Origin of the sequence: Kitasatospora sp. NPDC002227 (assembly GCF_040296285.1) — a bacterium.
Classification (GTDB): Bacteria; Actinomycetota; Actinomycetes; order Streptomycetales; family Streptomycetaceae; genus Kitasatospora.
Map to the genome: position 1 here is coordinate 170,092 of NZ_JBEOWY010000012.1, position 12,815 is coordinate 182,906.

A 12,815-nucleotide genomic window follows, 5' to 3' on the forward strand; every position below is an offset into this window, starting at 1 on the left:
CCAGGATCTAGCACTGCTAGCTGATGGGTCAACGCTAGTACTACTGCCGCTCGGTTGTCTAGCAGTGCTAGAATCAATCCATGTCGGTACAGGAACGCAAGCAGCGCGAACGAGCGGACCGCGAGCGCCTCATCGTGGCCACCGCCCGCGAGCTCGCCGAGCAGCAGGGGTGGGACGCCGTCACCACCCGGCGGCTCGCCGAGCGCATCGAGTACAGCCAGCCCGTCCTCTACAGCCACTTCAGCGGCAAACGCGAGATCATCGGCGCCGTCGCCCTCGAGGGTGCCGCCGAGATGGCCGTGGCCCTGCGGGCCGCGACCTCCGCCGCGACCGGCCCCCGGGCCCGGGTCACCGCCCTCGCCCGTGCCTACCTCGACTACGCCGAACGCAATCCGGCGGTCTACGACGCCATGTTCCAGCTGGACGGCGGCCTGGCCTTCGCCCAGGAGGAGACCCCCGAGCCGCTGAAGGACGCCTTCGCGGCCCTGCTGGAGAGCCTCGCCGAGGTCGCCGGGGCGGGCGTCGACCCGGGCCTCTTCACCGAGACCTTCTGGGCCGCCCTGCACGGGCTCGCCACGCTGACCCGGGCGCGCCGCCTGCCACCCGAGGACACCGAACGGCGGGTCGACCTGCTGGTCACCCGGCTCAGCGCGGCCTGACACCCCGCGCGGATGGTCAACGCCAGCTGATCCGCAGCTCCTTGAGCCCGTGCTGGAAGTTGGAGACCAGCCGCTTCGGCGGCTCCTCCGAAGCCAGTGCCAGCCCCGGCAGTTCGGCGACCACCCGGCCGAGCAGGGCCGTCATCTGCACCCGGGCCAGCCGCGCGCCCAGGCAGAAGTGCGGGCCGTAGCCGAAGCTCACGTGGTCGTTCGGCGTCCGGGCGATGTCGAGCCGGTCCGGGTCGGCGAAGACCGTCTCGTCCCGGTTGGCGGAGGCGTGGTAGACCACCACCTTGTCCCCGGCCCGGACCAGTCTGCCGCCCAACTCCACGTCCTGGGTCGCGGTCCGCCGGAACTCCACCACCGGCGGCCAGTACCGCAGCAGTTCCTCCACCGCCGAGGCGGTCAGCTCCGGCTGCCGCCGCAACCGCTCGTACTGGCCGGGGTGTTGCAGCAGCGAGTAGAGCCCGCCGGGCAGTCCGTTGCGCAGCGTCTCGTTGCCGGCCACCGCGAACAGGAAGAACATCGTCTCGAACTCGGCGCTGCTGAGCCCGGCTTCGCGCATCCGAGCGACCATGCTGCCGGGCGGCGGCACCTCGGCCAGCGCGTGGGCGTAGGAGAACATGTCGGCCAGCGCGGCCCGCGAGCGCGGGTTCACCGGGCGGCCGTCGGGGGTGACCAGGGCGGTCGGGCGGTGGGCGAGGGCGGCCCGGCCGAGCTCGGTGAGCCCGTCCGGGTCGGCGGTGCTGGACTGCGCGTAGTCCGGGTCCTGGTAGCCGATCACCCGGTTCGACCAGTCGACCAGCAGTTGGCTGTCCCGCTCGGGCACACCGAGGATCCGGGCCAGCGTCCACACCGGCAGGTCGGCGGCGATCGGTACGAAGTCGGCCTCGCCCAAGGGGCGGACGGCGGCCACCAGTTCGGCGGCGCGGGCCTCGATGGCGACGGTCAGCTCGTGCAGGGCCCTCGGGGTGAAGGCGGCGGCCACCGCCCGGCGCAGCCGGGAGTGGTCGGGCGGGTCCTGGTTGAGCATCATGGACCGGGCGAAGGCCAGGTCGGCGGGCGCGTCGGGGTCGCGGATCTGGGTGGCCCCCAGGTGCGAGGAGAACAGCCCGGGATCGCTCAGCACCCGTCTGACGTCGGCGTGCCGCAGCACCGCCCAGTACCCGGGCCCGGCCGCCCAGTACCCCACCGGCGGCTCCTCCACCCAGCAGACCGGCGCCTCGGCCCGCAACTCGCGCAGCAGCTCGTACGGCACCCCGTCGGCATAGGTATCGGGGAGGAAGATCCGGTTCACCCGCGCCTGGTTCAAGGTCACAGCCACCGACCGTACGCCAGCACTCGCCCCGCAGGCCAGGACAGCGCCGAGGATGCGTCCGCGCACCTCTAGCTGCGTCACCGCAGGCCGACTGCGACCTGCTGCGCTTCGAGGCGTCGCTGGCCGAGGGCCTCCGGGCCCGGGCAGCCGGACGGGCGGGCCCGGCCGCGCGGGCGCTGCGCACCGCGCTGGAGGCGTACACCGGTGACCTGCTGCCGGAGGACGGCCCGGCCGAGTGGGTGGTGGACCGCCGCGACCAGTACCGGCGGGAGGCGGCCGAGGCCGCACTGGCCCTGGCCAACGTCGAACTCGGCCGTGGCCGTCCGCTCGCCGCGGCCGAGGCCGCCGCGCGCGGCCTGGAGATCGACCCGTTCCGCGACGACGCCTGGCAGACCCTGATCATCGCCCAGCGGCGGTGCGGGGACGCGGCGGCCGCCGAGCGGAGCCGGAAGGGACACCTGCGGATGCTGCGCTCGCTCGGCCTGCCCGCCGGGCTGCCGGGCGACAGCGCACTACCGGGGGACGGCGGGCAGCCGGGCCTGGAGGGTGTCACGGTCGTCTGAAGAACTCCACCTCCGCCACGGCGACCTTCCGGTCCTGACCGGCGCCGAAGCTCGAGACCACGGTCAGCCGTGCCCCGACCACGGCGCTGACGGCGACGTGGAACCGCTGTTCGCCGGGCGAGTCGGCCAGCTTCAGCGTCCGCGTGGTCACCTTGCCGTCCAGGGTGGTCAGGGTGAGCAGCACGGTCTGTGGGCGCCCTGGGTGGTCAGGGTGAGCAGCACGGTCTGTGGGCGCCCTGGGTGAGGAACTGTTCGGCGTTGCCGGAGGCCCCGGGCCAGATCACCACGTCCAGCAGCCGGAACGGCCCTTCGAACCGGGCCTGCAGGAACTCGCCCTCGGCATCGCCCGCAGGCGCGGGGCCCAGTAGCGATCGGTGGTGCCGTCGGCCGCGAGGGCCGCCGGGTGCGCCGGGTCCGCGCTGGAGGCCGTCAGCTTCACCGCGTGGATCTGCTGCGGCGAGGCGAGCCGGTCGCGGGCCAGCTCCACCCCGGAGGCCAGCCAGCATGGCCGCACTGGCGGTGGCCGCCCTGCTGGCTGGGCTCTGGTTCGGGGTGCTCCGGCCGGCGGTGCGCAGCGAGGCGAAGGCCGCGGTCAAGGACCCGGTGCAGGCCGCCGCCTCGCAGGCCGCGGAGGCCAAGCAGAAGGCGTCCGGTGCCGAGGCCGCCGCCGCGGCGGCGCAGAAGGCAGCCGGGATGTCCCCCGCTCCCGCCGCGCCCGCCACCCCTTCCGCACGTGCCACGCCGGGCGCCGGGCCCGCGCCCGGCCCCGGTGCCACCCTGTTCTCGCACCGCCTCACGGCGGCCCCCAAGGCCGGCCAGGACGGTACGGACACCTACACGGTGCCCGACGGCAGGACGCTGCGCCTGGCCGACCTGGTCCTGGAGAACCCCCAGGGTGACTCCGGCACCGTCACCATCGCGGTGGACGACAAGCCGCTGCTCTCCCCCGCGTTGGAGAACTTCCGGGAGCAGGACTTCCACTGGGCCTCGGCGATCCTGGTGAGCGGCAAGCAGCGGGTCACCCTGACCGTCTCCTGCCAGCAGGTCGGCCACCCGGCCACCGGCGCCAACCCGGCCACCTGCTCGGCCGCCGCTCTGCTCAGCGGATCGCTGGAGTGACCGCCGACGGGCGCGGGCGGGTCTTGTCTCGATCGGATGACGATTCCTGACCTTGGGGCGAGATGCCCGCTTTGCCCGTTGGGCCGACCACTTGTTCGCCGATAGCGTCCGCGCTCCAGGACACTCGTCCACCGCCCGAACAGTGCAGGAGCACAGGCCAGATGGCGATCCGCAAGTCCACGATGCAGGAGCAGGTCGCCCAGGCGATCGCCGAGATCAACCCCAGCGACCGGCCGGTCGTCACCTTCCACACGATCAGCGGCCCGAGCCCGTGGATCATGAACGAACTCGGCCTGATCGGCCAGCTGTTCGTGAAGTACTACTTCGTCACGCTGACCGAGCAGGCCGTGGTGGTCCACCGCGCCGGCCGCCTGGCCAACCGCCCGAAGGAGCTCGTGCACGCGATTCCGCTGGAGCAGGCCCGCACCCTGGTGACCCAGGTCAAGCGCGCCACCATCTGGAGCTCGCTGCGCTTCCAGTTCCCCGGCGAGGAGAAGCCCACCCGCCTCAACATCGGCCGCTACTGGCGCGCCGAGCTCGACCAGTTCGTCCCGGCCCTGACCGGTCAGCAGATCGCGGCCTGACGGCCCGCTACCGTTCGCGTTCGGCCCGTCTGCGGGCGGCGTGCCGCAGGGCGCGCCGCCCGAGCAGGGCGAGCAGCAGCAGGCCGAGCACGGCGATCGCGATGTACGGCCCCCAGGCCTGCTCGATCCGGACGTACGCGTCGCCCAGGTAGTAGCCGAGCAGTGTGAAGCCGACGCCCCACAGCAGTGCGCCGAGCGCGTTCCAGCGGACGAACTCGCGGTACGGCATCCGGGCCATCCCGGCCAGGCCGGGGACTAGCGTGCGGGCGAAGGCGATGAACCGGCCGAAGAACACCGCCGCCGGGCCGCGCCGCCGCAGCAGGTCCTGGGCGGCCGCCACCTGGTCGGCCCGGTGCCGCAGGAACCGCGACCCGGTGAGCAGCGGGCCGCCGCGCCGGCCGATCTCGTAGCCGACGAAGTCGCCCGCGACGGCCGCCAGCACGACCAGCATGCAGAGCCAGGAGACCGAGACGGCGCCCTGGCGGGCGATGACGCCCCCGACCACCACCGCGCTCTCCCCGGGCAGCACGAGCCCCACGAGGAACCCGTCCTCGACCAGGACCAGCGCCGTCACGACCGCGTAGACGACCGGGCCGGACAGACCGGCGAGCCAGTGGGTGATGGAGTTCATCCGCCGTCCTCGGATGCCGCCTTCCTTCGTCCACCGTCCATTCTCGCGCGGCCGGCGGTCGCGGGCCGACCGGGGCGTTCCCGCAGCTCACCGGGGAGCGGGCGGGTATGGTCGCCCAATGGCGAAGTACTTCGACGTGCACCCCGAGTCCCCCCAGCCGCGCACCATCAGCACGGTGGCCGACAGCCTCCGGGCCGGCGCCCTCATCGCGTACCCGACCGACTCCTGCTTCGCGCTGGGCTGCCGGCTGGACAACCACGAGGGTCTGGAGCGGATCCGCTCCATCCGGCGCCTGGACGAGCGCCACCACTTCACCCTGATGTGCGAGGACTTCTCCCAGCTGGGCCAGTTCGTCCAGCTCGACAACCACGTGTTCCGGGCTGTGAAGGCCGCGACGCCGGGCAGCTACACCTTCATCCTCCCGGCCACCAAGGAGGTTCCCCGGCGCCTGCAGCACCCGAAGAAGAAGACGGTGGGTGTCCGGATCCCCGACCACGCCGTCACCCGGGCGCTGCTCGCCGAGCTCGGCGAGCCGCTGGTCTCCAGCACCCTGCTGCTGCCCGGCGAGGAGGAGCCGATGACCCAGGGCTGGGAGATCAAGGACCGGCTCGACCACCTGCTGGACGCGGTGGTGGACTCCGGGGACTGCGGCACCGAACCGACCACGGTGGTGGACTTCTCCGGCGGCGCTCCCGAGATCGTCCGCCGCGGCGCGGGCGACCCGGGCCGCTTCGAGTAGAACCGTGGCGGTGACGCCGAGTCACCCGGCACAATGCCCGGGTGACTCTCTCCACCGCCGAAGCGGACAAGATCCTGGCCGACAACTTCGCCCCCTGGGTGCTCGCCCTGGGCCTGAGCGTGGCCGAGACGGGCGAGCAGCACGCCGTGCTCCGCCTGCCCTGGTCGGACCAACTGGCCCGGGAGGGCGGCGGCCTGAGCGGCCAGGCGATGATGGCGGCCGCCGACACGGCCTGCGTGATCGCCCTCTCGGCCGCCCGGGGCGGCTTCGGCCCGATGACCACGGTGCAGCAGTCCACCACCTTCCAGCGGCCCGTGGTCGGCGCCGACGTACTGGTCACGGCCCGGATCACCAAGCTCGGCCGCCGGATGGCCTTCCTGGACATCACCCTCGCCGCGGACACCCCGGACGCGGCCCCGGCGGCGCACGCCAGCACGGTCTACGCCTTCCCCGGCTGACCCGCTCCCGGCGGGCCGATTTACTGCCGTCCAACCCCTACTCACCAGCGGTACCGGGCAGTAGCCTCGCCCTGCCCGACCACCGGAAGCCGCTGGAGAGTGACATGCGCGCAGCCCTGCTCCGCCCCGCCCTGGCCGTCGCCGCGATAGCCGCCGTGCTCGGTACCGCCGCCCCCGCCTCGGCCGCGGCCCCGGAGCGCGCCGCGAAGGACACCCCGCGCTACTACCTCGCCCTGGGCGACTCGCTCGCCGCCGGCTACCAGTCCCTGCCCGGCGGCGGGCACGAGGTGGGCCACGGCTACGCCCAGGACCTCGCCGCCACCCTGGGGCAGCGGGCGAAGGCCGCCCACCACTCGTTCTCCTTCACCGACCTGGGCTGCCCGGGCGAGACCACCGCCAGCATGATGAACGGCGGCTGCCCCTATCCGCACCCGTACCAGGACTCGCAGCTCACCGCCGCCATCGCCTTCCTGCGCGCCCACCACGGCGACCGCACGCTGGTGACGGTCGACATCGGCGCCAACGACGTGGACGGCTGCCTGAGCAGCGGCAAGGTCGACCTGCCGTGCGCGCTGAACGGCGTCACCACCGTCGGTAAGAACCTGGACACCATCCTCGGCAAGCTGCGGGCCGCCGCCGGCCCGCACACCAGGATCGTGGGGATGAACCTCTACGACCCCTTCCTCGCCGTCTGGCTCACCGGCCCGCAGGGCCAGGCCCAGGCCACCCTCTCGGTGCCGCTCGCCGACGTCCTCAACACCACCATCGGCCTGGCCGACGCCGCCCACGGCGTGCCCACCGCAGACGTGGCCGGGGCCTTCTCCACCGACGCCTTCTCCCCCACCGTGCCCTTCAACGGCCGGCAGATCCCGCTGAACGTGGCCCGGGTGATGCAGTGGACCAACATGTCGCGCGGCGACATCCACGCCAACGACGCCGGCTACCAGGTGATCGCCGACGCCTTCCTGGCCAAGATCTGACAGTCCGTCACGCACTGTGCGGCGCGCCCGAGGCGGATCCGCGCCGCACAGCCCGTCACTCCGCGCAGATCGCGCTCACGAACTCCGCGACCCGCTCCTGCGGCAGCCCGCGCGCGATGTCGGCCTCGCTGATCATGCCGACCAGCTTGTGGTCGGGGTGGTCGATCACCGGCAGCCGGCGCACCCGGTACTGCTCCATCACCCGCAGCACCTGCTCGGCGTCCTCGTCCGCCTCCACCACCATCGGCCGCCCGAGGGCGACTTCGCCCGCCGTGAGCACGGCCGGGTCGCGGCCCTCGGCCACGCAGCGCAGCACGATGTCGCGATCGGTGAGGATGCCGAGCAGCTTGTCGTCCTCGCCGCAGATCGGCAGCGCGCCCACGTCCCGCTCGCGCATGATCCGGGCCGCGTCCGCCAGGGTCTGCCCGGCCCGGACGCACTCCGCCCCGGGGTGCATGATCTCTTTCGCGGTGGTCATCCCCGTACCTCCTCCTGTGGACTTGCCCCCAACAACCCATCGTGGTCCCGCCCCCGGGCCACCGCCACCGGGGCTCAGGGCAGCGGCGGATCCTCCACCGGGCGCTCCAGCACCTCCTCCAGCGTCGGCAGTTCGAGCTGCTCCACGGGCCGCTCCACCGCCTTCTCGACCGCCTGCTCGGCCTCCGGCTCGGTCTTGCGCCTGGTCGCCGCCTCGGCCGACTTCGTCGCGGTGTCCAGGAAGCGCAGCAGCTCCACCGGGAAGGGCAGCACCAGGGTCGAGTTCTTCTCCGCCGCCACCTCCACCACCGTCTGCAGCAGCCGCAGTTGGAGCGCGGCGGGGGCCGAACTCATGATGGTGGCCGCCTCCGAGAGCCGGGCCGAGGCCTGGTACTCGCCGTCGGCCGTGATGATCCGGGCCCGCCGCTCCCGCTCCGCCTCGGCCTGGCGGGACATCGAGCGCTTCATCGACTCCGGAAGCGCGACGTCCTTGATCTCCACCCGGTCGATCTGCACGCCCCAGCCGAGCGCCGGACTGTCGATCATCAGCTCCAGACCCTGGTTGATCGGCTCCCGGTTGGCCAGCAGGTCGTCCAGCTCGCTCTTGCCGATGATCGAGCGCAGCGAGGTCTGCGCGACCTGCGAGATCGCGAACTGGTAGTCCTGCACGTTCACCGTGGCCCGCACCGGGTCGACCACCTTGAAGTACACCACCGCGTCCACCCGCACGGTCACGTTGTCCCGGGTGATGCCCTCCTGGGCGGGGATCGGCAGCGTCACGATCTGCACGTTCACCCGGCGCAGCCGGTCGGCCACCGGCACCAGCAGCACCAGCCCCGGATCCCGCAGCTGCTCCCGCACCCGGCCGAACCGGAACACCACCCCGCGCTGGAACTGCTGCACCACGCGCACGCTCGCCCCGCCCACCACGGCCAGCACACCGAGGGCCGCGAGCACCGCATCGAGAAAGATCATCGCCGCCACCTCGGTAGGGCCGCTCCCCCGGCATTCCACGCTACTCCGCCGCCACGCGCCCCTACGATCACCCCATGGACCCCTCCGCCCCGCCGCAGAGCCTGGCCGAACTCGACGAGCAGGTCACCCACTGCCGGGCCTGCCCGCGGCTGGTCGCGTGGCGCGAGGAGGCCGCCCGGGTCAAGCGCCGGGCCTACCAGGACTGGGACTACTGGGCCCGCCCCATCCCCGGCTTCGGCCCGCCGGACGCCGCGCTCGTCCTGGTCGGCCTCGCCCCCGCCGCGCACGGCGGGAACCGCACCGGCCGGATCTTCACCGGCGACTCCAGCGGCGACCTGCTCTACGCGACCCTGCACCGCCTCGGCCTCGCCTCCCGCGCGGAGTCGGTCCGGGCGGGGGACGGCCTGGAGCTCTCCGGGGTGCGGATCACCGATCCGGTGCGCTGCGCCCCGCCCGACAACAGGCCGAACCCCGACGAGCGGGACACCTGCCGCCCTTGGCTGGCCCGGGAGTTCGAGTTCCTGCGCCCCACCGTCCGCTCGGTGGTCGCCCTCGGCGGCTTCGCCTGGCAGGCCCTGCTCCCCGTCCTGACCGCCGCCGGCTACGCCGTCCCCCGCCCTCGCCCCGCCTTCGGCCACGCCGCCCACATCGTCCTCGCCCACACCGACGGCGGCCCGCCGTTGCACCTCTTCGGCTGCTACCACGTCAGCCCCCGCAACACCTTCACCGGCCGCCTCACCACCGAGATGCTCACCGACCTGCTGCGCTCCGCCGCCGAGACGGCGGGCCTCACGCTCAGCGGCTGACCCTGGTCTCCTCCGCGACGGCGAGCTGGCGGGCGTAGAGGACGCCGAGCGGGAACGGATCGGCGCCGGGGCGGCCGGCCAGCTCCCGCAGGGCGGCCCTGGCGACGACGCTGTCCTGGTGGCGGCCGAGCTGGTCCTGCCAGGCCTTCATCCGGCCGGTGAACGCCTCGGGGCCGCCGACCTCCCCCAGATAGCGGGCCCACTTGGCGGCCTTGCGGGCCCGGTGCAGCTGCTCGTCGGTGGCACCGGCCACCAGCAGGCGGCGGGCCCGGCGACGCTCCCGGTGGGCGAGGGCGCGCAGCGTACGGACCGGGGTCGCCTCCCCCGGCAGCTCGGCGAGGCGGTGGCGCAACGCTGCGTACCGCTCACTGTCCAGCGCCAGCAGCGTCGCCGTCCGGGCCCGTCCGGCCCGCTCCGCCCGCCACTGCCCGAGCCACTCCGCCACCCGCTCCGGCCCCAGCTCGGCAGGCAGCTCCCGCGCCGCGGCCACCAGCAGCTCCCCCTGCACCTCGCAGTCCCGCTCCTCCCCCAGCACTCCCCCGAGCCACCGCAGCTCCCCGCCCACCCCGGCGAACTCCGCCCCGTACGCCCGCAGCGCCCCCCTCAACCGCCGGCACGCGATCCGCATCTGGTGCACGGCATCGGCCTCCGCATCCCTGACGGCCCCCTCCAGCAGCGCCAGCCGCTCCCGCTGCTCCCGGATCCGCCCAGCCAGCAGCCGCGCCCCCTGCTCGGCCCCGGCCCACTCGGCCATGGGCCCAGGTTATGCCGAGCAGGAGACAGCGACCGCGCGGCTACGGCCTCAGCTGCACCGCCATCGAGAGGGTGTAGCCGACCAGAGCGCCGAAGCAGGCGACGGCGGTGGCGTGCCTCGGGCTGAACGGGAGGCCGGCCAGGGCCGGGTAGAGCAGGACGGCGCAGCCGGCCGCCGCGTCGGCGGCGTACAGCCCGGTGGGCGGGACGACCTTGGTGGTGTGGGCGGCCCAGCCGGTGGCGACCAGGAAGCCGGTGAGCAGGACGAAGCCGGAGAGCAGACCGGCGCCGATGGTGGAGAGGGCGGCGTGCGGCGCGGGCGCTTCCTCGCCGGGTTCGAGTGCCGGGCGTAGCCGGTGGGCGATGCCCAGGCTCCCGACGGCGATGGTGATGGCGGCGGCGGCACCGAGGGCGGGCACGAGGTTCAAGTACGGCTCCGGTTCAGGATGGGCAAGTTGATCGCGGCGGCGACGGCCGCCGGGAGCAGGACGGTGACGAGCAGCACGACCGACAGCACCACCGGTTCGATCGCCGGTGCGGCCGGTGCGGGTGTGACGGGGGCGGCCACGACCGCGGTGCCCACCACTGGCTTTGGCAGCGTCGGCGTGACCACCACGGCGGCGGGCTTCGGCGCCTGGGGGGTCCGCTTCGGCGCGGCGGGGTGCGACGGCTCGGGGGGCTTCGGCGCGGCGGGCACGACCGCGACGTGCGTCGGACTGGGTGCGGGCAGAGTCGGCGGGTGCGACGCCGGAGGCGCTGGAGGTGTGGGGGCAGGCGGGGGTGTGGGAGCAGGCGGGGTCGGCGGACACGGCGGGTCGGGCGGCTCCGGGTGGGGCGGGTGAGGCGGATGCGGAGGATGCGGCGGGTGAGGGGGATGGGGCGGGTGCGGCGGATGGTCGGATCCGGCTGGAAGCGTTGGGCGCGGCGGGTGGTGCGAGTACTGATGATGTGCTTGGTCAGCCTCCGGCAGAGCAGGCAGCGCAGGAGGGCCGTCGAACGGGCCACCGGGGTCGTCGTCCATCAGCCGATTGTCTGATCACCCGGCGTGTCGAAGGCCACAGAACCGGCGGATGCCAGACATCACCGCCCGTCCGGGTGATCTTTACGGAACTTCTGTGTGATTAGCCGCCTCTGCTTCCAGACGGGCGTTCGACACATTCCAGTCCGTCCGGTCCATCCCCTCCCGGCGGCGAGCCGCACCGTGACATACTCCGAGACGATGACTGACAACCAGGCGACCAGGGCTCTGCGAGCAGCGGTGTTCACCGCGCTCGCCGTTCCGCTGTCCGCGCTCGGCCATGTCGTCGTCACCGGCCGCGCCCTGCCGCTGAGCCTGGTGGCCGCCGCCACGGCGGTCGTCCTGGTGGTCGCGTACGCGGCCGCGGGCACCCGGCGGCAGTTCCTGCACATATCGGCCGTCCTGGTGCCGGTCGAGCTGCTGCTCAACACCGCGTTCAACCTCGGCCAGGACGCCTGTGCCACCGCCGCCCCCAGCCACGGCGTCGGCCTGCTGGTCTGCGGCGGCGGCTCGATGGGCGGCTCCTTCCTCGCCGTCAACGCGCCCGGCACCGCGCAACTGCTCATCCTCGCGGTGCACCTGACGCTCGCACTGGCCGCCGCCCTGTGGCTGCGGCTCGGCGACGCGGCGGTCGAGGGCCTCGCCCAGGCCCTGCTGGAGCTTGCCGCCCCGCTCCGGGCGCTGGCCCTGCTGTTCCTCGCCCCGCTGCCGGCCTGCCCGGCCGCCCTCTCCCCCGTCGCCGGCTCCGGGCCGGACCTGCCCCGCCCGGGCGACGTGGTGCTCAGCCCCGCCCCTCGGCGCGGGCCGCCTGCTCAGGCCGCGTAGAGCCGCACCGGCTCCGCCCTCCCACAGCAGCCAGCCTTCCGTAGGCATGCCCCCGCGCGTCCAGCGCGGCAGCGCGGCGTGCCCGCCACCCCAGGAGCAGACCTTGAGCACCGACAGCACCCCCAAGCAGACCGCCCGCGAGCGCCTCGCCGAGGCCCACCGCGCCGAGCTGAAGGCCAACGCGCGCCGCCGCCGCGTGGTGGTCGCAGCCTCCGTCGCCGCCGTGCTCGCCCTCGCCGGGGCCACCACGGTGGCCATCGCCACCGCCGACGGCGGCCCCGGCACGGCCTCGGCCGCGCCCACTCCCGGAAAGCCGGTCGTCACCCCGGCCAACACCACCGGCCCCGACGGCACCGTGGTCGTCTACGGCAAGGCCGACGCCCCGCACACCCTCAAGGTGTACGAGGACTTCCGCTGCCCGATCTGCAAGGAGCTCGAGGACTCGGCCGGTCAGTCCGTCCAGCAGCTGGCCGACAGCGGCACGTACAAGATCGAGTACCACCTGGCCGCCTTCCTCGACGACGGCCTGGGCGGCAAGGGCTCGAAGACGGCGCTGGCCGCCGCGGGGGCCGCGCTCAACGAGGGCGTGGACAAGTTCAAGCAGTTCCACGACGTGCTCTACGCCAACCAGCCCGCGGAGAAGGTCGACGGCTTCGGCGACGTCAACCACATCCTCGACCTGGCCGCCAAGGTGCCGGGGCTGAAGACCGACGCCTTCACCAAGGCCGTCACCGAGGGCACCTACCTGCCCTGGGCGGGCAAGGTCGCCGACGCCTTCCAGGCCAGCGGCGTGCGCGGCACCCCGACCGTCATCCTGGACGGCAAGCCGCTGCAGGTGCTCACCCAGCAGGGCCCGCTGACCGGCGAGCAGTACACCGCTCTCGTCCGCCAGAGCATCGGCGGCTGACAC

At 73.7% G+C, this 12,815-nt stretch carries 19 protein-coding genes; 10 read left to right on the forward strand and 9 right to left on the reverse strand.

Translation table 11 applies throughout. The features are described 5' to 3' along the window. Positions 1-80 precede the first annotated feature (80 nt). Positions 81-659 (forward strand): TetR/AcrR family transcriptional regulator, encoded by a 579-nt coding sequence (locus ABT095_RS14020; RefSeq protein WP_350529615.1) that lies wholly within the window; start codon positions 81-83, stop codon positions 657-659. A 16-nt stretch (positions 660-675) separates the two neighbouring features. Here the strand turns inward: ABT095_RS14020 and ABT095_RS14025 are convergent, their stop codons facing one another. After that, complete coding sequence (locus tag ABT095_RS14025; RefSeq protein WP_350529616.1) at positions 676-1,977, reverse strand: cytochrome P450; 1,302 nt, start codon at positions 1,975-1,977, stop codon at positions 676-678. A 119-nt stretch (positions 1,978-2,096) separates the two neighbouring features. Between ABT095_RS14025 and ABT095_RS14030 the strand changes: the two genes are divergently transcribed. Next, positions 2,097-2,540, forward strand: a complete 444-nt coding sequence (locus ABT095_RS14030) for a bacterial transcriptional activator domain-containing protein (RefSeq protein ID WP_502884873.1) — start codon at positions 2,097-2,099, stop codon at positions 2,538-2,540. Here the strand turns inward: ABT095_RS14030 and ABT095_RS14035 are convergent. Both ABT095_RS14035 and ABT095_RS14040 read right to left on the reverse strand, forming a co-directional pair. Continuing rightward, positions 2,527-2,724 (reverse strand): hypothetical protein, encoded by a 198-nt coding sequence (locus ABT095_RS14035; protein WP_350529617.1) that lies wholly within the window; start codon positions 2,722-2,724, stop codon positions 2,527-2,529. The two genes, ABT095_RS14030 and ABT095_RS14035, sit on opposite strands and share 14 nt — an antisense overlap. A gap of 96 nt (positions 2,725-2,820) precedes the next feature. After that, positions 2,821-3,027, reverse strand: a complete 207-nt coding sequence (locus tag ABT095_RS14040) for a hypothetical protein (protein WP_350529618.1) — start codon at positions 3,025-3,027, stop codon at positions 2,821-2,823. Between the two features lie 17 nt (positions 3,028-3,044). Here ABT095_RS14040 and ABT095_RS14045 point away from each other — a divergent pair, with 17 nt between their 5' ends. Together ABT095_RS14045 and ABT095_RS14050 are read left to right on the forward strand one after the other, a co-directional pair. Beyond that, on the forward strand, positions 3,045-3,659 hold the full coding sequence (locus ABT095_RS14045; RefSeq protein WP_350529619.1) for a hypothetical protein: 615 nt from the start codon (positions 3,045-3,047) through the stop codon (positions 3,657-3,659). 161 nt (positions 3,660-3,820) lie between these two features. Then, positions 3,821-4,243, forward strand: coding sequence for a hypothetical protein (locus ABT095_RS14050; RefSeq protein WP_350529620.1), 423 nt, complete (start codon positions 3,821-3,823; stop codon positions 4,241-4,243). Between the two features lie 7 nt (positions 4,244-4,250). Here the strand turns inward: ABT095_RS14050 and ABT095_RS14055 are convergent, their stop codons facing one another. Continuing rightward, complete coding sequence (locus ABT095_RS14055) at positions 4,251-4,874, reverse strand: DedA family protein (RefSeq protein ID WP_350529621.1); 624 nt, start codon at positions 4,872-4,874, stop codon at positions 4,251-4,253. A 118-nt stretch (positions 4,875-4,992) separates the two neighbouring features. On the opposite strand from ABT095_RS14055, the gene ABT095_RS14060 reads away from it, so the two are divergent. The 3 genes from ABT095_RS14060 (at position 4,993) to ABT095_RS14070 (ending at position 7,051) form a co-directional block, all read left to right on the forward strand. Continuing rightward, positions 4,993-5,613: an L-threonylcarbamoyladenylate synthase gene (locus ABT095_RS14060; protein ID WP_350529622.1), complete on the forward strand. Its 621-nt coding sequence runs from the start codon at positions 4,993-4,995 to the stop codon at positions 5,611-5,613. Positions 5,614-5,654: 41 nt separating this feature from the next. Next, a complete protein-coding gene (locus ABT095_RS14065; RefSeq protein ID WP_350529623.1) occupies positions 5,655-6,071 on the forward strand; it encodes a PaaI family thioesterase in 417 nt (138 codons plus the stop codon). A 104-nt stretch (positions 6,072-6,175) separates the two neighbouring features. Continuing rightward, positions 6,176-7,051: an SGNH/GDSL hydrolase family protein gene (locus ABT095_RS14070; RefSeq protein WP_350529624.1), complete on the forward strand. Its 876-nt coding sequence runs from the start codon at positions 6,176-6,178 to the stop codon at positions 7,049-7,051. A gap of 55 nt (positions 7,052-7,106) precedes the next feature. Here ABT095_RS14070 and ABT095_RS14075 read toward each other — a convergent pair whose 3' ends face one another. Both ABT095_RS14075 and ABT095_RS14080 read right to left on the reverse strand, forming a co-directional pair. Beyond that, the gene (locus ABT095_RS14075) at positions 7,107-7,529 is read right to left on the reverse strand and encodes a CBS domain-containing protein (protein WP_350529625.1); all 423 of its coding nucleotides are present in this window, start codon (positions 7,527-7,529) and stop codon (positions 7,107-7,109) included. 74 nt (positions 7,530-7,603) lie between these two features. After that, on the reverse strand, positions 7,604-8,503 hold the full coding sequence (locus ABT095_RS14080) for a slipin family protein (protein WP_350529626.1): 900 nt from the start codon (positions 8,501-8,503) through the stop codon (positions 7,604-7,606). A 74-nt stretch (positions 8,504-8,577) separates the two neighbouring features. On the opposite strand from ABT095_RS14080, the gene ABT095_RS14085 reads away from it, so the two are divergent. Continuing rightward, positions 8,578-9,309 carry a uracil-DNA glycosylase gene (locus ABT095_RS14085; protein WP_350529627.1) on the forward strand — a complete coding sequence of 244 codons (732 nt, stop codon included), beginning with the start codon at positions 8,578-8,580 and terminating at the stop codon, positions 9,307-9,309. Here ABT095_RS14085 and ABT095_RS14090 read toward each other — a convergent pair. From ABT095_RS14090 to ABT095_RS14100, 3 genes are read right to left on the reverse strand one after another with little or no spacing between them, the layout of a single operon-like run. Beyond that, entirely contained in the window at positions 9,299-10,063 is a 765-nt protein-coding gene (locus tag ABT095_RS14090) for a CHAD domain-containing protein (RefSeq protein ID WP_350529628.1), read from the reverse strand. The genes ABT095_RS14085 and ABT095_RS14090 overlap by 11 nt on opposite strands. A 40-nt stretch (positions 10,064-10,103) precedes the next feature. Further along, positions 10,104-10,490 carry a hypothetical protein gene (locus ABT095_RS14095; RefSeq protein WP_350529629.1) on the reverse strand — a complete coding sequence of 129 codons (387 nt, stop codon included), beginning with the start codon at positions 10,488-10,490 and terminating at the stop codon, positions 10,104-10,106. Continuing rightward, positions 10,487-10,759 carry a hypothetical protein gene (locus tag ABT095_RS14100; protein WP_350529630.1) on the reverse strand — a complete coding sequence of 91 codons (273 nt, stop codon included), beginning with the start codon at positions 10,757-10,759 and terminating at the stop codon, positions 10,487-10,489. Before ABT095_RS14100 ends, ABT095_RS14095 begins: the two co-directional genes overlap by 4 nt. Before the next feature lie 522 nt (positions 10,760-11,281). On the opposite strand from ABT095_RS14100, the gene ABT095_RS14105 reads away from it, so the two are divergent. Beyond that, positions 11,282-11,905 (forward strand): hypothetical protein, encoded by a 624-nt coding sequence (locus ABT095_RS14105; RefSeq protein WP_350529631.1) that lies wholly within the window; start codon positions 11,282-11,284, stop codon positions 11,903-11,905. A gap of 103 nt (positions 11,906-12,008) precedes the next feature. Then, a complete protein-coding gene (locus tag ABT095_RS14110; protein ID WP_350529632.1) occupies positions 12,009-12,812 on the forward strand; it encodes a DsbA family protein in 804 nt (267 codons plus the stop codon). The last annotated feature ends 3 nt before the right edge of the window (positions 12,813-12,815 follow it).

Bases quoted from the DNA above. Each gene is read 5' to 3' on its own strand.
- ABT095_RS14020 (WP_350529615.1), top strand. From the start codon at position 81: ATGTCGGTACAGGAACGCAAGCAGCGCGAACGAGCGGACCGCGAGCGC.
- ABT095_RS14060 (WP_350529622.1), top strand. From the start codon at position 4,993: ATGGCGAAGTACTTCGACGTGCACCCCGAGTCCCCCCAGCCGCGCACC.
- ABT095_RS14070 (WP_350529624.1), top strand. From the start codon at position 6,176: ATGCGCGCAGCCCTGCTCCGCCCCGCCCTGGCCGTCGCCGCGATAGCC.
- ABT095_RS14045 (WP_350529619.1), top strand. From the start codon at position 3,045: ATGGCCGCACTGGCGGTGGCCGCCCTGCTGGCTGGGCTCTGGTTCGGG.
- ABT095_RS14090 (WP_350529628.1), bottom strand. From the start codon at position 10,063: ATGGCCGAGTGGGCCGGGGCCGAGCAGGGGGCGCGGCTGCTGGCTGGG.
- ABT095_RS14075 (WP_350529625.1), bottom strand. From the start codon at position 7,529: ATGACCACCGCGAAAGAGATCATGCACCCCGGGGCGGAGTGCGTCCGG.
- ABT095_RS14055 (WP_350529621.1), bottom strand. From the start codon at position 4,874: ATGAACTCCATCACCCACTGGCTCGCCGGTCTGTCCGGCCCGGTCGTC.
- ABT095_RS14105 (WP_350529631.1), top strand. From the start codon at position 11,282: ATGACTGACAACCAGGCGACCAGGGCTCTGCGAGCAGCGGTGTTCACC.
- ABT095_RS14050 (WP_350529620.1), top strand. From the start codon at position 3,821: ATGGCGATCCGCAAGTCCACGATGCAGGAGCAGGTCGCCCAGGCGATC.
- ABT095_RS14085 (WP_350529627.1), top strand. From the start codon at position 8,578: ATGGACCCCTCCGCCCCGCCGCAGAGCCTGGCCGAACTCGACGAGCAG.
- ABT095_RS14080 (WP_350529626.1), bottom strand. From the start codon at position 8,503: ATGATCTTTCTCGATGCGGTGCTCGCGGCCCTCGGTGTGCTGGCCGTG.